The organism is Paraglaciecola chathamensis S18K6 (genome assembly GCA_000314955.1).
Taxonomy (GTDB): domain Bacteria; phylum Pseudomonadota; class Gammaproteobacteria; order Enterobacterales; family Alteromonadaceae; genus Paraglaciecola; species Paraglaciecola chathamensis.
This window is the reverse complement of the sequence record BAEM01000021.1, coordinates 1-21,301: the sequence shown is the minus strand read 5'-3', so window position 1 is coordinate 21,301 and position 21,301 is coordinate 1. Positions and strand designations below refer to the sequence as shown.

Genomic DNA, 21,301 nt, shown 5'->3' with positions numbered 1-21,301 from the left:
TTATCATGATTGATATTGCGCATGGTGAAATCAATGTGGAATGGTTCGACAATGTTTTGATAAGTGCGCCGTTGGGTCCCATTAATGGCGCTGGCGCACAAATGTTTTCAGAAAAAATTTGCACTTCGATCATTAACAATGCGCCAAGAAAGCCCTGGGTTAGAGTTGAGTTTTTTAGAGATTTTTATACATTGGCCACCCCTGATGCTTATCGTTTTCTTTTAAAATCGTTAACATGCAGCCTTAGATATCAGTGTGAGATGATATGTGTAATCGGTGTGAACAGTTGTAATGTGAGTTTATTTGAAAAATATAGTCACTTAGTTGGCTTACCCTTTTTTACCTTTAGTTGCCTCTCATCTCTAAGCAATTTTCTTGAGGATAGAAAATTTGTGAATGAAGCAGACGCTTTAAGGGCGAGGCTCGGAGCAATTTAAAGAGCCTCGAATGCGCAGCAAGCTTTTTTGAGGCTAGTAATTAATGCTATTCTTTTTAAGGTCTATTTTGACAAGTAAAATTGGGTAACTACACCTATGAACTTTGATTATAAGAACCGAATAAATGTACCAATTAAGGATGAGCCCATTGGTAAGTTGCTCGATAGTCTGCGCATGGAAAGTGCCTTTTTCACTCAATCCCGACTAAGTATGCCATGGGCATTGGATATGCCGCCCATGAACAACTGCATGATGTTTCACATTGTTGTAGATGGCAGCGCAGTGTTTAGTATTGGTAAAACCGAATTACAACTCAACACTGGCGACTTTATTCTTTTCCCCAAGGGGGAAGGGCATACGTTAAGTGACGGCAGCTGTAAGTTTTTTACACCATTAGATGAGTTACCGATAAAAGCGGTAACGGAACGTTACGAAACTCTGCAGTTTGGTGGTAGCGGCAAGCAAACCGCAATGGTTTGCGGCGTGTTACTTTTTCAACATCCACTTGCAATTAAGCTGCTGGGGATCCTTCCCTCTTATATTCTTATTAATCAAGATAGCAATGCGCCAATCAATATGGTTGACAACATTAGTAGTTTGCTTGATGCCGAAACGAGCACGATTGGCATAGGTGCGGAAGCGGTTATTGCGCGTCTGGCTGATATTTTAGTTATTACCGCCATGCGCCAGTATTTGTTGGAGCTCAGTGACGAGAAAATAGGCTGGCTGGGCGCACTAGAGGATAACCGCATAGGAAATGCGTTAGAGCTTATTCATGAAAGCCCTGACCACCATTGGTCGCTGGAGGAGCTAGCGCAAAACGTGGGGATGTCGAGAACAAGCTTTGCGCAGCAGTTCAAAAGATTAGTCGGTAATACACCGATGGAGTATCTGACTGAATGGAGAATGTCATTAGCATATTCAAAACTACAACTGTCGAAAGATTCTATGCTCGCTATAGCGCTGGATATTGGCTACCAATCTGAAGCCGCATTTTCACGTGTATTTAAAAAGGTTATTGGTCAAAGCCCAAATGAAATTAGAAAGGCTTATCAGACCTCTTCAGTTGAGCAGAAAACGTAATAAATTTGCACTGGGACCATATACTGACGGTCCGGAAATTCGCAGGCGAATAATGTATATCATTTATGGGCAAAAACTTTGCGGCAGTTGAATATTCATGTCTCTAATTCTGTCAAATTGTACGATCTGCAATGTAATCCAAACACCTAATCAATATTGATTTTACGCACTAAATATACTTGGTTTAAGTATTCTAACGTGCGTTTAATTATGAAAAAAATTGTCCTTTCTGTACTGGTAGTAATCATACTCTCTGGAATGTGGGGAGGTTTAAGATTCTTCGCTTTAATGGAAGGATGGCTTTTGGAACCATGGGCGGAAACAGAAAACACAGTTGCTTTTGCAAAATACTTGAAGTCGGAAGTAAACGATAATTTCAAGGGCAATGCTGCTTATGCCCTGATAGAGCGTGGTGAAATAGTTGATACACATTTCGTATCTACTGGTAAACCCGTCGATGAACAGTCGGTATTTGGTGTCGCCTCGGTAAGTAAATGGGTGACTGCTATGGCAGTGATGCGTTTGGTTGAACAAGGGATACTCGACCTGGACGCACCTGTTTCCCAATACCTCAAACGCTGGCAACTTCCACAAAGCAAGTTCGATAATGAACAGGTGACATTGCGTTTGTTGCTAAGCCATACCGCAGGAATAGAAGATGGTCTTGGGCATGACGGTTTTGCACCAGGCGAACCTATACAGCCGCTTGCCGAGCACTTAACTAAAGCTGCTGACGCCGATCCCGGAGTGAGTGGACGGGTTGTTGTCACACAACCGCCTGGTGAATCATGGGATTATTCAGGTGGTAGCTACAACCTCATACAATTGATTATTGAAGATGTCACACAAACAGGTTTTCAAGAAGCTATGCACGGCTTACTGTTTGAGCCTTTAGGATTAAAAAACACCTACTTTCAAGTTGACCGCAATGACCCACTACTCGCTGAATATTTTGGTGAGGACCAACAAGTTCGTGAATACCCCAATTACACTTCATTAGCGGCAACGGGTTTGTATACGAATTTAACGGATATGCACAAACTCATGACTGCAAACGTTGTACTTCAGTTTAGTGATATTAGAACCACGCCTCTACTTAGCAAAAATAGTCTTACGCAAATGCAACAACCTGAAGCATTCGTAAGTGGGCAGGCAATTTGGGGGCTTGGAGTCATGTTATTCGCACCCTCTGATACGGGTTTTATCATCGGTCATGGTGGCAAGTCTCCATACCTCAATTCAACCGTACGTTTCGATCCCAAAACGGGTGATGGGTTTATCATGTTTCAGACCGGCAATGAAGAAGCATTCGCGTCGGATATGGCAACACAATGGACTTTGTGGCAAACCGGAAAGCCTGATATTTATTTAGTAAATAACCGAATTGATGAGGTGTTTCAGGACATTATTCTTGGAACACTCTTTATTGTTATTGCAGTAATTGCCTACTGGGTTTGGCGACGCAGTAGACAAAAACCATAGTTGAATTCCCTGATAAGAAAAGCGCAAGAGGATGGTTTATGAGTGAATCTTATCAAGCGATAATTGCACTTCGTGAGGAAAGCATGGAAAGCTAATTTCATTTGGTTTAGAGCCCTGTAGAATTCGAATGTAAAAACTGTATATGAACTGAGAGGTGAATTTCATGAACGTTGTAGGAATTACTAAAGAGAACTATCTAGAGCTAATTGAAATCTGGGAAGCTGCCGTGCGGGCGACACATGATTTTTTACCGGAAGAGAACATTCTGCAACTTAAGCCTCAAATTTTAAAACACTACTTCGATGCAGTTGAACTTCGTTGTATTAAGAAAGAGGAAGAAATTCTTGGGTTTATCGGTGTCGCAGAATCAAATATTGAGATGTTATTCATTAAGCCAGAGCATTTCGACTCTGGTATCGGGTACAACCTTGTAACCTATGCTTTTGATGAGTTAAATGCTTCAAAAGTAGATGTGAACGAGCAGAATCCAAATGCAATTAAATTCTATGAAAAAGTTGGTTTTGAAAAGGTTGGCCGCTCTGAACTGGATGGGCAAGGGAATCCGTTTCCTTTAATACACATGCAACGAAATTGAAAAAGCCCAATTATTTCTTGGTGTCACAACAAAGACGCATAAAAGTCGTCACCGACAGTAGCCTTTTTTATTAAAAATAATTCGACAGAGGTGAAGATATGATGATTGTTAAAAAATTAAGAGAAAAGAAACACTGGTCCCAAGAGCAATTAGCCAATATGGCAGGACTTAGTTTAAGAACTATTCAAAGAGTTGAAGCAGGTAACCCTGCAAGTAAAGAAACGCTTAAATCTCTAGCTTCTGTATTTGAAATAGATATTTCCGAATTAACAAAGAGGGTAAAAATGATAGACAAAAAATCTGAAGATTGGCAAAGCGTTCCGCTGTGGGTTTCAGTCGGCTTATTGGGGTTTAAAGAACGAACGGAGACAATTCTAAGTATTGCATTGCTTTTGTTATGTGGCCTTGCATTTTTTCTTTATGGTGGTTGGGGAAAGCCAATTAGCATGCAAGCTGTGCTTTGGTTTGGTGCGTATTTACTAGCTGTAGGTTGGTTTGCTGCTGCGGTGCGCTGGGCAGATACGAAGGGCTTGTGGTAGCGTTTTACCTAATGTTTAAATTGTCATCGTGTGGTTACATAAAATGGCACTTGCTAACTATGCTGTCAGTTTTTCTTGGTAATCACACTTCTACTATGTATTTTTTGTCAGTTCCACAATAGGTACTAGACGCTTTTCAATCTTTGCATAAAGCGTTCTAACCTTTGTAGGCCCTCGGTTAATTCACTTTCTGCTGAAGCGAACGACAAACGTACGAAATCATCCCCTTGAAATTCGCCAAAATCATTACCCGGTGTTAAGGCTACGTGGGCTTCTTGTAATGCCCGCTCGCAAAAGTCCATGGCACTGAGTCCTGTTGGGCGCACATCAATGTACACGTAAAATGCACCGTCTGGTTGGACAGGTACGTGTAAGCCGCATTGCGCTAGCCCAGCGATTATCAGTTCTTTACGTGATTTGAGCATCGCTCTGCGTGACTCACACACGGCAATAGAAGCGGGTGTAAAGCATTCAAGCGCAGCCTTTTGCGCTAAGGTTGACGGGCAAATGTAATAGTTTTGCGCCATGCGCTCCATTACTGGTACAGCTTGTTTTGGTACTACGCACCAACCTAACCGCCATCCGGTCATACCGAAATACTTCGAGAAGCTATTGATAACAAGCGCCTCATCATCAAATGAAAGGGCGGTAACCGGCTTATAATCAGGCTCACCGTGATGCAAATTAAGGTAAATTTCATCAATGATGCGCCACGCCCCGCGGTTTTTGGCAAACTCACACATAGCTTGTAATTCATCGGGGGAAACCGCAGTACCCGTTGGGTTAGACGGAGTGGCTAACATCAAACCGCGCGTACCGCTGTGCCAGTGTTTTTCAAGCAAGTGCATATTCAACTGAAAGCGTGAATCGGCTGTGGTAGGCACTAATTGAACATTGCCGCCAAAACTTTTTATAAATTGTCGATTACAGGGGTAAGAAGGGTCCCCCATGATCACGTTATCACCGCCATCCACGAAGGCGGCAGATAACAGCAATAGCGCAGCTGACGCCCCAGCAGTGACAACCACGCGAGCAGGGTCTATATCGACATTGTGCGCCGTTTTATAAAATCCAGCGATGGCTGCGCGTAGCTCTGGCAAGCCTAAAGCAGATGTGTAGGGTAGCGAGGTAGTGGTGGCTAAGCTTTGCATCGCGAGCAATACATCAGGCGGCGCACCAAAATCAGGCTCACCAATATTGAACTTTATGACGTGGTGCCCTTGGGCTTCTAACGCCGCCGCCTTTGCCCCAAACGCCATTGCAAAAAAAGGTGAGATAGCCTGCGCACGCTGTGAATATTTCAAATGATACAACCTGATTTATTAAACAAAATAGTAAAAATGTAAGCCGCCTATTCTGCCATTTTTACGGCTATAACGCAGCATTAAATACCTATTCAGAACGGCTAAATGCTTATCATAAATACAGCGCTGATGGCACTTGCCAGGCCCATTGTCAGGTTAATTGTCAAGAGCAATAGCTGCCTTGCACCTATTGCTGTGAACAGGGGAGTAGATTTACTTTTATCGCACTTTTATCGCAGTTTTGTGGCAATTGAAATGGGAGTATATCTACTCGTTAGTTTATTTCTTAAGACATCATAGTGACTTGCACCATGATCAAAAATTTCACATTTTTCTTGACCAAGAGGATATTATTGTGACAAATTAAAATGCAAATGATAACTATTACTATTTGTAGTAGATATTCAAGTGAAACTAAAACCCATTATACCTTGCCTGATATTGTTCAATACCAGCGCTTACGCTCAGTCGCTAGTTGACCACAAAAATGGCAATAATCCCGTAGACAACGCCCCATTAGAACGAATGGTCGTGACAGGAACGCGCACCGAACTCGCTCAGTCTCAAAGCCCAGTGTCTATTGATGTGATCAGCGGCGCTCAATTACAGCAAGTCAGTCACGGTACGTTAGCAAGTGCACTGAACTTCATTCCTGGTGTGGTCACTAAGCGCAATGAGAAAGACGGTTACACAGTGCAAATGCAAGGCTTTGATGGGGATCATGTACTGGTATTACTAGACAGCCAACCGCTTATATCGCCCACTGGCTCATCAGTAGATTTAGATCAAATCAGTGTATTAAACATTGAGCGAATCGAAGTGTTGCGCGGCGCGGCGTCTGTTCTTTATGGCAGCTCGGCCATGGGCGGTGTAATCAATGTCATCACGCGTAAGCAAAGTCAAAACAGCGGGAAATTTAGATATCAAGCCAGCAGTTATACCCAAAACGCGATTGATTCTAGTGATGTGGCAGGCTTGTACCAGTTAGACATTAAGCAAAATATTATGGGTTGGCAGGGAAGTGTTAGCGCGCAAAAAATTGACGATCCGGGCTTTGACTATGATGAAAACACGTTCGCACAAAGCGCCCCGAGTACAGATAAGTCTTTTGTTAATCTGGGCCTAGCTAAAGACTTCAGTGATATTCACTTGGCGTTGAAGACTCGCTATTTCAGCGATGAAAAAATTAAACTTCGCTACGCTATTCCTGGTCAAGCCGGAGACATCAGTTATCTGTCTGATGTTGAACAGTGGCAATACGATGTTAACGTCAGTAAAAGCCAAATATGGAAAGTGAATGGGCGCTATTTACAGCATGATGAAACCAGTGGCGATTCAAATGGTTTACGGGATGCTGAAATTACGTTGGCAGAAATAGACAGCCAATACCAATGGCAATTGGGTAGCACTGCGCTTGTTTCGGGCCTGATTCTTCATCGGGATGAGTTGTACCAAATAAAGCAGGGCAGTAGCCCAGATGTGACCGGAACAATTGAGGTGGACGACCAAAGTCGCGACAGCGTTGAAGCGTATACTCAGGCCAGTTGGTTGTATGGTGATCACGAATTGGTGGCGGGTGTTCGTGTTCAGAATGACAGTGACTTTGGGGTGCATTCTGCAGCACGGTTGAACGGTTTGTTCACACTCAACAATGATAAAAATGACCTGTGGCAATTACGGGTGGGTGCGGGGCAAAGTTATCGTGTGCCGACGTTAAAAGAGCGCTTTTACGTATTCGATCACAGTAACTTAGGTTATATGGTGCTGGGCAATGATGAACTTGACCCAGAGACCGCGCTAAGTGGCAACGTTGAGCTTAGTTACCATGGCAGTGTTACGCGATTGTTCGGTGCAAACAATACGCCAAACGCCTATCCCCGTTTATCGTTGCGGGCGAATCTTCACTACGCTAAAGCGCAAGACTTCATTAACACGGTGACCGATGTTGAGGCATCTGCGCAAACCGGGCTGCTGATTTCTCGCTATGAAAATGTCGACCAAACCTATATGAAAGGTGCGGATCTGTCGCTCAAACTTAGCTGGCAAAAAGTGGATTATCAGCTGAGCTACAGTTACTTGCACGCCACAGATGGCGACGATAATTACTTAGCGGATCGTCCTACTCATCAAATCAAGTCCAATCTAAATTGGCAGCTTCCCTTTGATATTAACGCCTTAGCCTACGTGGTGTATGAAACGGGCGAGCATCCAAGCAGCACCCAACTGGGTATCGAAAAAGACGATTGGCTCAGCGTAAATGTAAGCGTAAATCAACACATAAACGATCAATGGCAGTGGAACGCTGGCATCGACAACCTCTTCGATGAGCATCAAGACAGTGACGCTATCGCCCAAGGCTTACTCGACGTTAGGCCCCTTTCAAGCCAGCGTGTATTCGTCGGCGTTAGCTATCAATTCTATTAAAACACACTAAAGAAAAGGAAAAATCCATGAAAATCAGTTATCTCGCTAGTTTGAGTGCCGTAATGTTACTGACCGCCTGTGGTGGTTCAAGCTCAAGCAGCGACAGTGTAGAGCCGTCTCCTACTGAGCCCACCACGCCGGTAGTGGAAGAGGGCGCTATAGTCGGGCCGTTCAGCACAGGTACTACGTCAGAGCCAGCACGTGTGTATTTTGATTTAGACACAGGAGCGGCGCTTGAGTTAACTGTTGAAGAAGCGGCTGAAAATAGCCTCTGGGATATCGCATTTCAGCGCACAAAGGTGTACTTGAATACCCATAGTGATAACAGTGTGGGCGCATTTTTCACTGATGTTAACAGTGATTTTTATGATGAAACGGGTGCAGCGGTCGTCGATAGCTTTTTGAATGCCGATGCAGACTCAGAGCTAGATGATTATCTTGCCATCAGTGCGACGGACATTCCCGAGGAAGCAAGTTTTGTCGGTGACAGCGAAGAAAGTGTGATTGGTGACAAGTTCTATGATTACGACATGACAACTCACGTGGTAACTGCCAACGACGACCGTTATTTTATCGTTGATTCAGATGACGCTTACACTAAATTTCGGGTCACGGATTTAACCACACAGGGGCGTACGCTATCGAGCATTACGTTTGGGGGAGCGATGCAAGACACCCTAGCAGGAGACACAGAGTTTGGAGCAGAATCAGCCCTGACCATCAACACCGCTGATTGCACAGATGATATATACGTTGATTTTGGCTTAGGCGCAGTGATGTCGGCCACGGATGCTTGGGACATCACGTTGGCGTGCACAACCGTTGATGATATTACCGGGGCCGAATTTGATATCCATATCGCTGAAGATGCTACAGCCTTGGTTGATGACGCCAATGCGTATGATGCAATAGACAGCGAAGCCGCACAGTTTTATGGCTTTACCTCAGACGTTACCCAAGAATTGGCGTTTGATGCCAACCCTTGGTACCAGTACAACCTAAACGGTGGCCATTTGCTTTGGTCGCAATACGGCGTGTATTTAGTCAAAACCAGCGACGCCACGTTCAAAATGCAGATCACCAGCTATTACGATGAAGCAGGAACCTCAGGTAATTACAGCTTCCGCTATGATGAACTAGCAAGCGAGTAACGCGTTTATATCGACTTATTTTAGCGCAATAAAATCATGCCGGTTTGGGTGAGTGACTCAAAATCGGCATGGCTTAACGGCTAAAAGAACGTCATTGATTGACTGTTTATTGGAACAACCATGTACAAGTATCTTAGTTTTATTTTGTGTCTCACTACAACGTTTATACACGCACCGGTTCAAGCTGATGTTTCAGCAAGTACAAGTGACAAGGGGGCGGCGCAAAGTATGCGAATTATTGCCTCCGGTGGCAGCATAACTGAAGTCATTTACGCCTTAGGCAAAGAGCAATATATCGTGGCCACTGACAGCACAAGTTTGTATCCAGCTGAGGCCGCGGCTCTGCCTAAACTGGGGTATTTTCGCCAGCTTAGCACGGAAGGTATTCTGGGCTTTGCACCGACCCATTTATTTGGTGCACAGGCCACGGGCCCAGAAACGCTAGCAACGCAACTTGAGTCTGCTGGTATAAAGGTGCACATTTTTACAGAGCAGCGTGATTTAAGCGGGTTGCAGCAGATGATCAGCGAAATGGGACAGCTGTTAGATACCCCAAACAAAGCGCAAGCATTAAATACTCAGATTGAACAGCAGGTTGCAAAACTGAAGTATGAAGCACGCATACGCGCGCAAGACTCAAGGGAAAAGCAAGGTGCCATTACTGCACTATTTGTGATGTCTGATAGCGACAGAGGTTTAACCGTGGCTGGGGGAAATACAGTACCTCAATCTTTGTTTGATGATGCTGGCATTATCAACGCAGCAAAAGATTTGCCTGATTATAAAGTCATGGATAATGAGTCTATATTGGCCGCCAACCCAGATATTATTTTTGTTGCTAGCCATCGCGCTAAAGAGCCTGATGCCTTAGCTCGCTTGTGTCAGCATCCAGCACTTAAAGCGACTAACGCAGGGCGCAACTGCGTAATCAGTACGATGGAAAGTAGCAGTGCACTGGGATTATCGCCTCGCTACCCTGACGCTCTTAAACGAATTATTCAGAAAACGGCGGCATTTTACGCCCCCGAACTAGCACATGCACAGTAAAGCATCGGCCGTCAATTTACTGCTTAGTTTGAACGCGAGGCGTCAAAGGCACCTGCGCGGGTTTGTGTTCGGGTCAATACTCGCTGGCGTAATTCTTTTAGTGGGTATGCAATCTGGTAGTTTTGAGCAATCCGCAGGGATGTTAGCCGATGTCATATTGCAAAAAGTTCACCAACAGACGTTATCACAAGAACAGTATTTACAGTGGTACGTGTTTTCTGAATTGCGTGCACCGCGCATGCTCATGGCTATGTTTATCGGTGCACTATTGGCAATGTCTGGCTGCGCAATGCAAGGCTTGGTGCGAAACCCGCTAGCGGACCCAGGACTGATAGGTATTTCAGGCGGGGCCGCCGCTGCAGCGGCTACTGCACTGGCATTAATTAATCACTTTCCCGAACTTGAAGCGGGCGGGCAGTATTTGATTGCGTTTAGCGCCTTCATTGGCGCTTTGTTGGCCGTGTGGATTGTGTTGATCGTAGCGCGTACGCCAGCGGGTATGGCGATTTCTTCGTTGATCTTGGCAGGCGTTGCGGTGAATGCGCTAGCGGGCACGCATATTGGCGCTATTAGCTACATGGCAAACGATGATGCACTGCGACAAATTACTTACTGGACTATGGGGAGTTTAGGCGGGGTAACCTGGTCAAAAGTGCTGTTTGTAGGTGCTTTAAGCGTGCCAATCATTGCTCTGTATATGCACTTATGCCAGCCCCTTAATCTGTTTGCATTGGGGGAGAACGAAGCCCAATGTATGGGGCTTGAGGTGAATAAATACAAACGTTTTATTCTGTGGCTGGTGGCTTTTTCTGTGGCACTCGCTACGGCATTATGCGGAATAATCGGTTTTGTTGGTTTGGTCGTGCCGCATATTGCCCGCACATTATTCGGGGCGGATCACAAATACCTAATGCCTGCATGCGGTTTATTAGGAGCAATATTAATGTTGGCTGCCGATACTGCTTCACGCGCGCTATTTCCGCCGCTGGAAATACCCATAGGTATTGTTACCTCCGCCGTTGGCGCACCGTTCTTTTTATACCTGTTAGCCAAACAGAAAAGGGGAGGGGCAATTGCTTAACCGCTATGCTTGAACTTGAAAAAATAGCCTTGTATCACGGCGCAACCCCGTTGCTCAACGGATTGGATATAACCTTAAAAGTTGGTGAGTTTTCCACCGTCATAGGTGAAAACGGTTGCGGAAAATCCACCTTATTGCGTTGCATTGCGGGTTTACATAGCCACTACAGTGGTCGTGTGGCCCTTAATGAGCGAGAGCTAAGCGGCTGGAACACCAAAACGTTAGCAACACAACGTGCTTTTGTTAATCAACATAACCAAGTGCAATTCGCGTTTTTGACTGAAGAAGTGCTGCAACTTGGGCGCATGAATCAAAAAGAAACCTTAGCGCAAAGCACTGAGCTAATTTGCCAAGTGGCAGAACAACTTAGTATTGGCCATTTATTTGGCCGTGATGTACGAACTTTGTCTGGGGGAGAGCGTCAGCGAGTGTTTATCGCCAAAGCACTCGTGCAACTGTTACCCAATGCGAAAACAGCAAAGTACGAATGTGCATTTGAAGGTAAATTGCTGCTGCTTGACGAGCCCACGTCAGCACTCGATTTTCGCTTTCAAAAAGCCATGATGGACGTTATCAAAAGCTACTGTCAGCAAGGGCTTAGTGTGATGTGTGTCAGTCATGACATGAATTTGGTACTACCGTACGCAAATCAAGTCATTTTGCTTGCCAATGGGCGTTGCCTTGCACAAGGCCAGGTGTGTGAGGTGATCAATGAGCAAAATCTGCAACAGTGTTTCGGGGTAACGCCGACATTAATTCCACAAGCCAACAGTGTGCCTTTTATTACCCACTGATGGTGTCAACCTATTGAATAAAGGAAGAAAAATGAAAATAGACCAATATATATTCGATGCTAAAACTCTTGTACGCCAACAGCATAGTGGGGTGCTGAGTACCCATTCACAATCTGTTGCCGGCTACCCGTTTGGTTCAGTGGTACCGTTTTACATGACCCCTGAAGGTAATCTAGTTACCTACATTAGCCAAATTGCCCAGCATACGCGCAATATTAAAGGCAACCCAAAAGTGTCAGTGACGATATTTGATACCTTACAAGATGATTCACAAGCGAACGGCCGAGTCACTTTTTTGGGCAACGCAGAGCTAGTAGAAGATGCGCATATAACTGAGCAGTACTTGGCTTTATTCCCTAGGGCCAAAGCTTATAAGAAAACCCATGACTTCTCGTTTTATCAAATTAAAGCTGAGCGTATTCGTTACATAGGCGGTTTCGGTAAGATCTTTTGGATCAACAAAGAAAACTGGCTTTCGGGTTCAGCCGAGAGTGATTGGCAACAAGTCAGTAGCGGTATCATTGAGCACATGAATGAGGACCATCAAGAAGCGATGGCATTGATCGTTGAGGACCAATTCGGTATTCAGGCCGAGCAGTTGGTGATGCTTTCTGCTTTTTATGAGGGGGCGCACATCCAGGCAGACGAAAAGATAGTTTATTTGCCCTTTGAAAAACCATGTTTGAATGCACAAGCTGTTCGTGAACAATTAGTTTCGGCTACCCATGCCGCAAGAGCAAACCTGTCGCCAGCAGTAGTGAACGAATAAAACGCTCTCGCCGTATATTTTATTTTAAATGCGCTTGGGTGTGTACTTATACGTGAGCACTTATACATGCGCAGTTATACGAGCTCACTTATATGAAATGACTTGAAAGCGCACACTGTGTTTTTTTGACGTTACTTGCTCTAAGACTGTGCTCACACAATACGGCCAAATGTAATGAGTGCATTTGGCCGTATATCTTATTTATTAAACAAGCTTTTTTCTTTTGCACGGCGCTTAACAAGGTGAGCATTTACTTTTCCCGCGGCCTTGCGCCATACACTGAATTGGTCGCTAGCACCGGTGTAATCGCCTTCATTAAGCAAACGCAATAAGGTGGATTTGTACAAGTTACCCATGCCGATGTTGTAACCTAAGCACACCAACGCACTAAATTGATTGTTGTTAACAGGCACTTTTACTAACTTGCTCATTTGCTCTTCTATTTTGAGTAAATCGTTTTTAAGGAATACTTCTGCTTGAGGGCGTTAATTTCCATGCCTTGCTTAACCCCAGCTTTGTGACCATACCCGATTAACCAATGGCCTGCTGGGCCTCGATACGCTTTTAGGCGCACGCCTTCTGATTCTTTAATAATATCAATGCACGCTTGGTTAGTGGTTCTTTGCGCTGATGAAGTGAGCGGCGGGGTATCATGAGGTAAATCTGAGCTGGTTTTCTGGGTTGCACAACCACTAAGTAAGACCGAGGCTGAAAATATTAGCTGATAGAGTGAATGGATTTTCATAAATGTCCTTTTTAATAATGCTAGCGCTGAATATATGTTCCCTGCATTCGCTGCTCGCTAGCGATTGGTAGTATTCGCCTACTAAGTAAAACCTCTCCTTATTATTTTGCAAGTTTACTGTTTTTGAGCACAAAGTGATTGCGATTTTTAGTGTTAAACTGACCTCGTGCAGATGAATAGCAATGATATCAATGCGCCTAAAATAACAATTCAAAAATCACTGTTGGACGCCGAAAATGATTTATATTTTACTTATTAATACCTTGCTGGTGGCGGCGGTGGTCATGCTGCATTACGCGTTTTTACATCGTATTGTGCGCTTACTGCCTAAAATGAAAATTCGACATAGTTTTCGCATTGTTTTTGGTGTTTTCGGTGCACTTATCGCCCATATCTGCGAAATATGGATATTTGCATTGGCCTACTATGTTATGCATAAGCTTGAAGGGTGGGGCACTCTCGTTGGAAATTTCGAAGGCAGTTTGCTCGACTGTGCTTACTTTTCATTTACCGTGTATACCACGGTTGGCTTTGGGGACATTGAGCCGTTAGGGGCGTTACGCTATTTAACCGGAATTGAATCTTTGACAGGGTTAGTACTCATCACGTGGACAGCGTCTTTCTTATATTTTGAAATGCAACGTCATTGGGATAACGTGTAATGTAATGATGAATAGGCGAAAACACCTATCTCGAATGCCTAGCAAGGACTAAAGTCTAATGGCGTATAGTTGAAGTAAAACTAAATTAACTAGAATAGATACATTTTGACGCAGATGCGCAAATTACATTGAACATCGTGAAGCGTACCAAAATAGTTGCCTCACCGGCTCCCGCTGGTAGCAATATTGTCTAACTCGGTTTAATCGCTTACATAGTTTAAGTGTTGCATTTCTTGTAGAAATTACTTTAGGTATTACATATGACCAAGTTAACAGAAGCTATTTCAGTCAAGACCATAGACGTCCCGTTAAATAACAACAATTTTGTTAAATCTCTGCTAAATCACTTATCCGGTTCTCTGCAAGATATTATTGGGCTTGAAGAAGCTGAAGGGTTTATCTCCATTGTTGGCAGTAAACTTGGTGAGCAAATAGATTTTCAATATCGAGAAGCGCTTAATGTTGAAAAGTTATCACGAACTCAGCTTACTGAGGTATTAATTGATCTCAAGGCTAGAATTGACGGTGACTTTTACGTACTTGAAGAGTTTCCCGATAAGATAGTGTTTGGCAACAAGCATTGCCCCTTTGGCTCAGATGTTTACGATCGGCCGGCGCTATGTATGATGACGTCCAATGTATTTGGGGTGATTGCTGCGGAAAATACTGGTTATGCAAAAGTGTCGATAGATGAATCAATTGCCAGAAATCATGACCATTGTAAGGTTACTGTTTATCTTAGCCCAGATGATACAGCAGATGGGCGAGAGTATTATTGTAGTGATTAGTTTTTGAATAAAGACGTCGCTTTCAAAAGCATTTTAAATGCTTATTCCCTGCCTACCGCTATATGCAACAAACACGGTGAGTTGTTAGAGTGCAGTGGCTCATTTCAAAAGTTGTGGCCTAGTCATCTTAGCCGCAACGTTCGTGATATGTTTCTTGAGAGCACACGTTGGCAAAATGACTGGCGCATGGTTCGGCGTAACAAAATCATTGAATTAATTGAAACTCGGTTATGCGAACCTCTTCATCATCACATGTTGAGAACATCCAGATTAGGCGTACACGGTGAAGAGTTGCTGTTTTTAATCGAACTTCATCCGCGCAAAGAATTTACCGAGGGTTTTAAAAGCCTCGCCGGCTATTATCTACTCAGTCAGCGGCAAAAGCATCGCTCTCATATGATCAACTTACAAATGCAAAATGCGATCAAGGAGTCATACACTGACCCATTAACCAGGATTGCTAACAGGCGTGCATTTGACGAGCGAATTCAAGAAATCTGGCAGGACGCAATTTTGAGCCGTCATCCTGTGGTGCTGTTAAGTGTAGATATAGATCATTTTAAATTGATTAATGACAAGCTTGGGCATAGTCGCGGTGACGAAATACTCGTTCAAGTTGCACAGTGCCTAGATAAGTTGGTATCTCGTGGCCAAGATGTGGTCGCTAGAGTAGGGGGGGAGGAGTTTTCTATGATTTTGCCTGACACGCAGCCTGATGGTGGTCGATTAAAGGCGCTCTCTGCCGTTACGGCAATAGAAATGTTGCGCATTCCTCACCCTGCATCGCCAGTTGCAGAATTTGTCACTATCTCTTTGGGCTGTTCCTCATATGAACCTAGACCAGGTGACAATGTAAAGGAGCTGATTACTGCGGCTGATAAAGCCTTGTACTTTGCTAAAAAAGCAGGCCGCAACTGTGCAAGTTATACGGACGTTAAGAAACAAACTGTGTCTTTAATAACAGCATAAATCAACGTGCGGTGCGCAGTGTCGTAGCCTTTCGTTTTACTTCCGTCTTTTAGTCTATCGCTGAAAAATACCTTCCACTGTAAAGAGCACCTCCACTAAGATAGCTAGCGCTGGCGAATAACACACGCTGACGTGATAGATAGGGGAATATCATATGCCTACTATGGTATGTTGACGGCGCTAAGCCATATCCACTAACCTTTGGTTGGTAACAACAATGAGTCGCTAGCTTCACTAAATAGCCAACTTCACTTAGTAGGTAACTCAATGAGCAAAATAAAGCACAGTATGTGGTATCTAGGGCTAGTGTTGATGGCAAACTCTGCATTAAGCCAAGAGCAAAAAGGCATGGGTGAAAATCATGGGCCCTTATCTGATCCGAAATGGCAGTTAATCGAAGATTTTGAAGCCAAAGATAGTGTTGCTTCATGGATAAAAGCAGATACCAAAAATGAAACCAAGCCCTTTGTTGCCAAACCTCAAGTTACAAAACGACGTACTGAAAAACTCAAAGGTAACAGTAATAGCTACATGCTGAAAAAGGCTGCACAAGAGGGAGTAATAGGGAATCGCAAAGCACTGACCTTTAAAGCGCTACCGCAAATTGTTGAAGTGGGTGAAACCTACACCTTTTATACGCGCATTAATGTGGCGGCTTTTCCCAACAACCATGCTTTTGGTCTTAGCAATATGGGCCCAGAGGATATTAAAAAACACGATTATAATGCCTTTGAAGCTACTCTTAGAGTCACAGATAAACGTGAATCGAGTGGCCTTAAAAATACCGGTGCACTCATGGTCAAAGTGCCTGGTGGTTATGCCAATGTTAGACATAATCTTGCGAACAATGAACGAGACGCAAAACCACTTGAGCCAGGGCAGTGGTATCAAATTTGGTATGTGGTGAACAACGCACCTAAAGAGCAGGGTGGGCAAACCTATGACGTGTATTTACAAGGCGGCGGGGAGTTCCCCGAGCAGACGTTGGTGTATAAAAACGCATCATTTCGAATGCAACGTGAGTGGCCACTGACGTATTTTTTAATGAATTGTAATACCGGCCCACACGATAAGCCTTATGGCAATGGCGGCCTTAAATATGATGATATTTACATGACAAAAGGAATTGAGTTAACAAGCCCGAGTTAGGAAAATAGCGTGTGTAGGTAAACTGCAGCACTCACATAGTATCAGATTTTCCAGCTCGATAGATTGAACAGGCAAGACAGCTTTTTATAATCATAAATCGGAAGTTCGTTCGCTATAAATTGAGTAGGCGCTTTCGGTGCCGAAGCGGTCATAGTGTTAATACCCCATCAATATAAACGACTCAAAGGACTTACTACGCCATTAGCGCCTTGCTAACAGAGACAGCCATCTTTAAAATCGTATAAAAAGCTCGTTTGCTTAGACGGGGGAATTACCCATCAATAAGCGTCAAAGTACTTTTGATTTGAATGATTAGGGATTTTTACTGGAATATTAAGCGTTGAGGGAGAAAACGGCGCAAAAGGTCAATTTTCAGGCAAACGCCTACGTTACAAGAGGTGCATTAGATGTGTTAGTTGCAATGTTTTATGCGCGTTTTAACAACGCTTTCGCTTTGGTCATTCCTCGCAGCCGTTGATGATGGGTGTGGCGCTTGAACGCATTCATCATTTGCTCAGCACCTGCTGCGTAGCAGAAGTGTTTTTCAAATTCAGTGGTTAAGGCTAACCACTGTGCTGAGTCTAACCCTAGTCTTTCTAGAATAGGGCTTTGAGTGTTATCGATATGGCCCGCCTTATCATCACGAATACAGCGGCCCGTAGTGTCAACGAGCTCACAATAATCTTTCAGTGAGTAGGGGATACCTTTGGGCATATTTTCACGAGGGTTTCCCACAAAGGGTGTTAAAACGCTCGGTTGAGGTTGTTTGTTTTTAATGGCGTGAATGCGTTTTTTGATACTGGTGTGCTTTGATGTTTCGGGTGTTTTTTCCATTTTTGCACGAATGGGATTCAAGTCCACATAAGCCATACACGCTAAGACCGCACTTTCATCCAACAAAGCTTGAGATTTAAACCTTCCTTCCCAGAAACGACCAGTGCAGCCGTCTTCTTTATTGGCTTCGCGAGCAATATACTCATTCAAGTCACGCATAAACCAGCTGATGTCGTACAAGCGTTTTCTGTAGATTTCAACGGTTTCATCAAAGGTGATTAGCTCTCCTAGGCTCAGCGTGTCGCCATTCATGAATTTCTGAGTCAGCAATGTGCCTCTATGCAGCTTGTGATAGCGCCTCAACACTTCATTGTTATCCCAATTATCAGCCAAAGCTTTATCCACACAAAGCACCACATGCGTGTGATTATTCATGACCGCATAGGCACAAATGTCGATGGCAAATACGGTCGCTAGAAATAATAAACGCTCTTCTACCCAACCTCGGCGATGCTCGTAACTTTGCCCAGAATACTTATCTACTCCACACAAGAAAGAACGCCGCACACACCGGGAAACACAATGGTAATAGGGCGTATCAATTAAACTAATTTGGCTTTTTCGAGGTTGAGGCATAGTCCATCTACCTGACAGAATGAAACACAAATTAAGTGTAGTTCAGCCCTGAAAATTGACCATTTTTATCTTGGGTGTCTTTCTTTTTTTTCTTTTTTGATCGGTCTCTCAACTGAGGAGCCATCGCTCAATCGAACTACCACAAAAGAAGGCTTTAGTTGCTGCTAAAGCTTGGGTCTCACTTTACCTCACCCCGATTAAAATCAGGATGATTTACACGAGTTATGATCCATACAAAACGCTCAAGCCACTCCCTTCGGTCGCTGGGACGCCTATACGTGGGGCGGCTTCGCCATTAGCGCCCCTTAGCTTAAAGTTAGGCACTAGGGCCCGTCAGATAATTTTACACACGATAAGCTGAAGCTTGATAATATTATATTTAACGATCTGATATATATATGTATATTGCTCCTGGCTCAATAATTGCTTTGAACGAGGTTGTTATAACTTAAATTTATAAAAGGATTATTTAATGAAACCTAATCGAATATTTTCAGGAATTATTTTATTTGTAGTAGCTTCTTCTGCTTACGCTGGGTTAATTCCCGTATCAGAAGTAACTGCATCAAGTACATTTTACAGCTATAGCACTGATAACCTAGTTAGCGGCTCGGGCCTTTCTGGTAATACACATGACGGTAATTGGGAGAACAAGTGGCTAGCAAACGAGACCGTAACAGGCACTCTTGTCTTCAATTTTGGCTCAATATTTGATATTTCTTCATCCTCTATCTGGAATTATGGTGGTGGTTGCTGCGGCACTACACGCTCAGTTAAAGATCTAGGTATTGAGGCCTCCCTTGATGGAATTACATACTCCTCTATTGGAAGCTTTATATTAAATCAATCCACCGACCCGCTTATTTTAGCAGATACAATTTTTCTAGATACGACAGCTCAATATATCAAGTTTAACTTGAATTCCAATTATGGCGCTAACTATACAGGCCTAAGCGAGGTTCAGTTTAATGGCGTGGCTGCATCCGTTTCTGAGCCAACAAGTATTGCTTTATTGACTCTTGGTTTAGCTGGGATTGGATTTTCAAGAAAAAAGAATGCAAATTAAAATATTAATAAAAGCATAAAAAATCCTCGAATCTATCGGGGATTTTTTATGCCTAACGCCTTGCACCAGCGGATTCCATAATCTGTCGCGCCTTTTGCAAAGAAACGCAAAAGTCCCGCCAATTTATTCCACCGCTGTGCAAGGCGTTATACCTAAAAGGAAATTAAACTAAAATGGAAATTTATAGGGCTGATAAAACTAAAGTTGAAGCTGCCTCAATTGTTTTTGATTTATATCGTCAATTTTATGGGCAACCGACAAATTTGAACGCTTCTACTGAATTCTTATCTGAGCGTTTCGAGAAAATGGATTCAAGATTCTTTATTGCACTCAGTTCAGATGGAGAACCTTTAGGATTTATTCAGCTTTATCCTTCATTTTCATCTGTTGCTATGAAAAAGGTGTGGTATTTAAACGACTTGTTCGTTGTGCAGAGTGCTAGAGGTAAAGGTGTGGCTAGTGCAATGGTAGATCATGTAAAAACATACGCCAAAGAAAATGACAGCTTCTCTTTAAAATTAGCAACTGCAGTTGACAATGTTCCAGCAAAAGCTCTCTATTGGCGACATGAAACTTCGAATTCCCTTTCTGTTCACCTCAACTTTTCTTCAACTTCTCGTGTTTTTATAAAATGTTCGATCACTACCGGCCTGTGGCCTGATACCTACAGCGACATATAATACCAATCCGCATTAATAAGTACCCCCTCAGAATGCGTCCAGCGGTTTTTGATTAAGGCGTCGCTATGAAGTAATGGTTGTGTCCCTTTCGAATAGTGAGAACGCAGAGCAAAAGCTGCTGGGGCATTCCTTTCAGGCGAGTTTTAAAAGGGCTTACACTGCGTTGCATGACTTCGAAAGAGAACTAGTTTTCTTTTAATAAAGAGCTGTCAGTCATGCGCCTTGTTTAAGCCCTTTTAAACTCTCGCTGAGTGATCACTTATTAACGTGGAATGGTATAACGCCGACGTGATTCAGTTAAATCCAGTGTATTCAGTTCAATTCATTTAATTTCCAGAGTGATTCACTTTGCTTCACTTAAGTTTTAGGTGTGTTTATTAGGCAATTTATTCTGTGTCATTGTGTTAATTCGTCGTTAGTCAATTTCAGAGGCAGCAAAAAACCATATTCCACCTTGAGAATAAATACACGCGGTCACGCACGTTGTATAGCGGAACCACTCTATCGAACATGTAAAGGAAAGATCATGGATACTAGAATCGTTACGTACAATCAGCGAGAGCCTGATGTTCAGACCGGGCATCTATCTGCCCCCCGTTTTTTTCGAAAATTGCAGCGTGACTGCTGGAAGCGCTATTGGTTGATGCTGTGCAGCATATTCGTATTGGGCGCGAGTCAAGTTCAGGCCGCAGATTTGGTTAACGGCGGTTCAGTCTCAGGCGCTATCTCGGTAGCGGGTGAGGAAGATACCTGGACCTTTAGCGCCACCGCGGGAGAGCGGATCAATCTTCAAGTGGTGGATTTAGAGCGAAACGATTTAATTCCTTATGTCACGCTATATGCTCCGGATGGCACAGCAGTAACGTCGGCTAGTAATTATACAGTAGCGAATATTTATAATGCTGACGCTTCACAAAGCGGTATCTATTCCGTTGTAGTTCGAGACGGCACAAGTCGAGGCGAACAACTAGGCGATTATGAGATTCACTTTGTTAAATCACTGGGTGCTAATGAAAATGGCTCGTTGATTAATGGTAGCTCTGTCAATGGAGATATCACCTTAGGTGACTTAGATACCTGGACGTTTGAAGCCACCGCAGGCGAGTTGTTAAATATTCAGCTAGCC

General features: G+C 43.6%; 22 protein-coding genes and 1 pseudogene. 19 read left to right on the top strand and 4 right to left on the bottom strand.

Features of this window, described 5'->3' with window-relative positions:
* Positions 1 to 5 precede the first annotated feature (5 nt).
* The 6 genes from GCHA_RS05995 to GCHA_RS05975 all read left to right on the top strand — a co-directional run bounded on the left by GCHA_RS05995 (position 6) and on the right by GCHA_RS05975 (position 4,136).
* A complete protein-coding gene (locus GCHA_RS05995; RefSeq protein WP_007986160.1) occupies positions 6 to 437 on the top strand; it encodes a hypothetical protein in 432 nt (143 codons plus the stop codon).
* Positions 438 to 533: 96 nt separating this feature from the next.
* On the top strand, positions 534 to 1,520 hold the full coding sequence (locus tag GCHA_RS05990) for an AraC family transcriptional regulator (protein WP_007986159.1): 987 nt from the start codon (positions 534 to 536) through the stop codon (positions 1,518 to 1,520).
* A 303-nt stretch (positions 1,521 to 1,823) separates the two neighbouring features.
* On the top strand, positions 1,824 to 3,002 hold the full coding sequence (locus GCHA_RS05985; RefSeq protein ID WP_007986158.1) for a serine hydrolase domain-containing protein: 1,179 nt from the start codon (positions 1,824 to 1,826) through the stop codon (positions 3,000 to 3,002).
* A gap of 38 nt (positions 3,003 to 3,040) precedes the next feature.
* On the top strand, positions 3,041 to 3,097 hold the full coding sequence (locus GCHA_RS23295; RefSeq protein WP_083881836.1) for a hypothetical protein: 57 nt from the start codon (positions 3,041 to 3,043) through the stop codon (positions 3,095 to 3,097).
* Between the two features lie 68 nt (positions 3,098 to 3,165).
* Complete coding sequence (locus GCHA_RS05980; RefSeq protein ID WP_007986157.1) at positions 3,166 to 3,597, top strand: GNAT family N-acetyltransferase; 432 nt, start codon at positions 3,166 to 3,168, stop codon at positions 3,595 to 3,597.
* 98 nt (positions 3,598 to 3,695) lie between these two features.
* A complete protein-coding gene (locus tag GCHA_RS05975) occupies positions 3,696 to 4,136 on the top strand; it encodes a helix-turn-helix domain-containing protein (protein ID WP_437123576.1) in 441 nt (146 codons plus the stop codon).
* Between the two features lie 125 nt (positions 4,137 to 4,261).
* On the opposite strand, the gene GCHA_RS05970 is transcribed toward GCHA_RS05975, so the two are convergent.
* On the bottom strand, positions 4,262 to 5,440 hold the full coding sequence (locus tag GCHA_RS05970) for an aminotransferase class I/II-fold pyridoxal phosphate-dependent enzyme (RefSeq protein ID WP_007986155.1): 1,179 nt from the start codon (positions 5,438 to 5,440) through the stop codon (positions 4,262 to 4,264).
* A 408-nt stretch (positions 5,441 to 5,848) separates the two neighbouring features.
* On the opposite strand from GCHA_RS05970, the gene GCHA_RS05965 reads away from it, so the two are divergent.
* From GCHA_RS05965 to GCHA_RS05940, 6 genes are all read left to right on the top strand, one after another.
* Positions 5,849 to 7,864: a TonB-dependent receptor plug domain-containing protein gene (locus GCHA_RS05965; RefSeq protein ID WP_007986153.1), complete on the top strand. Its 2,016-nt coding sequence runs from the start codon at positions 5,849 to 5,851 to the stop codon at positions 7,862 to 7,864.
* A 26-nt stretch (positions 7,865 to 7,890) separates the two neighbouring features.
* Entirely contained in the window at positions 7,891 to 9,015 is a 1,125-nt protein-coding gene (locus tag GCHA_RS05960; protein WP_007986151.1) for an HmuY family protein, read from the top strand.
* Between the two features lie 120 nt (positions 9,016 to 9,135).
* Positions 9,136 to 10,062, top strand: coding sequence for a heme/hemin ABC transporter substrate-binding protein (locus GCHA_RS05955; RefSeq protein ID WP_007986149.1), 927 nt, complete (start codon positions 9,136 to 9,138; stop codon positions 10,060 to 10,062).
* A 100-nt stretch (positions 10,063 to 10,162) separates the two neighbouring features.
* Positions 10,163 to 11,143: a FecCD family ABC transporter permease gene (locus GCHA_RS05950; RefSeq protein ID WP_007986147.1), complete on the top strand. Its 981-nt coding sequence runs from the start codon at positions 10,163 to 10,165 to the stop codon at positions 11,141 to 11,143.
* A 5-nt stretch (positions 11,144 to 11,148) separates the two neighbouring features.
* Positions 11,149 to 11,937, top strand: a complete 789-nt coding sequence (locus GCHA_RS05945; protein ID WP_007986145.1) for an ABC transporter ATP-binding protein — start codon at positions 11,149 to 11,151, stop codon at positions 11,935 to 11,937.
* Between the two features lie 31 nt (positions 11,938 to 11,968).
* Positions 11,969 to 12,706, top strand: a complete 738-nt coding sequence (locus tag GCHA_RS05940) for a HugZ family pyridoxamine 5'-phosphate oxidase (protein WP_007986143.1) — start codon at positions 11,969 to 11,971, stop codon at positions 12,704 to 12,706.
* A 197-nt stretch (positions 12,707 to 12,903) separates the two neighbouring features.
* Here GCHA_RS05940 and GCHA_RS23340 read toward each other — a convergent pair whose 3' ends face one another.
* Positions 12,904 to 13,137: a lysozyme gene (locus GCHA_RS23340; RefSeq protein ID WP_318248942.1), complete on the bottom strand. Its 234-nt coding sequence runs from the start codon at positions 13,135 to 13,137 to the stop codon at positions 12,904 to 12,906.
* Between the two features lie 8 nt (positions 13,138 to 13,145).
* Positions 13,146 to 13,451 (bottom strand): lysozyme, encoded by a 306-nt coding sequence (locus GCHA_RS23335; protein WP_318248941.1) that lies wholly within the window; start codon positions 13,449 to 13,451, stop codon positions 13,146 to 13,148.
* Between the two features lie 236 nt (positions 13,452 to 13,687).
* Between GCHA_RS23335 and GCHA_RS05930 the strand changes: the two genes are divergently transcribed.
* From GCHA_RS05930 to GCHA_RS05915, 4 genes are all read left to right on the top strand, one after another.
* A complete protein-coding gene (locus GCHA_RS05930; RefSeq protein ID WP_007986142.1) occupies positions 13,688 to 14,113 on the top strand; it encodes a potassium channel family protein in 426 nt (141 codons plus the stop codon).
* A 260-nt stretch (positions 14,114 to 14,373) separates the two neighbouring features.
* Positions 14,374 to 14,901, top strand: a complete 528-nt coding sequence (locus GCHA_RS05925; RefSeq protein WP_007986140.1) for a methanogen output domain 1-containing protein — start codon at positions 14,374 to 14,376, stop codon at positions 14,899 to 14,901.
* A gap of 3 nt (positions 14,902 to 14,904) precedes the next feature.
* Complete coding sequence (locus tag GCHA_RS05920) at positions 14,905 to 15,870, top strand: diguanylate cyclase (protein ID WP_007986138.1); 966 nt, start codon at positions 14,905 to 14,907, stop codon at positions 15,868 to 15,870.
* Between the two features lie 267 nt (positions 15,871 to 16,137).
* Positions 16,138 to 17,019 (top strand): hypothetical protein, encoded by an 882-nt coding sequence (locus GCHA_RS05915; protein WP_007986134.1) that lies wholly within the window; start codon positions 16,138 to 16,140, stop codon positions 17,017 to 17,019.
* A 426-nt stretch (positions 17,020 to 17,445) separates the two neighbouring features.
* On the opposite strand, the gene GCHA_RS05910 is transcribed toward GCHA_RS05915, so the two are convergent.
* Positions 17,446 to 18,429, bottom strand: a complete 984-nt coding sequence (locus GCHA_RS05910; protein WP_007986132.1) for a hypothetical protein — start codon at positions 18,427 to 18,429, stop codon at positions 17,446 to 17,448.
* A gap of 472 nt (positions 18,430 to 18,901) precedes the next feature.
* Here GCHA_RS05910 and GCHA_RS05905 point away from each other — a divergent pair, with 472 nt between their 5' ends.
* From GCHA_RS05905 to GCHA_RS05895, 3 genes and pseudogenes are all read left to right on the top strand, one after another.
* Positions 18,902 to 19,495, top strand: a complete 594-nt coding sequence (locus tag GCHA_RS05905) for a PEP-CTERM sorting domain-containing protein (protein ID WP_007986131.1) — start codon at positions 18,902 to 18,904, stop codon at positions 19,493 to 19,495.
* Positions 19,496 to 19,668: 173 nt separating this feature from the next.
* Positions 19,669 to 20,175, top strand: a complete 507-nt coding sequence (locus GCHA_RS05900; protein ID WP_007986126.1) for a GNAT family N-acetyltransferase — start codon at positions 19,669 to 19,671, stop codon at positions 20,173 to 20,175.
* 526 nt (positions 20,176 to 20,701) lie between these two features.
* Positions 20,702 to 21,301: pseudogene (locus GCHA_RS05895) on the top strand (PKD domain-containing protein); the annotation flags it as partial.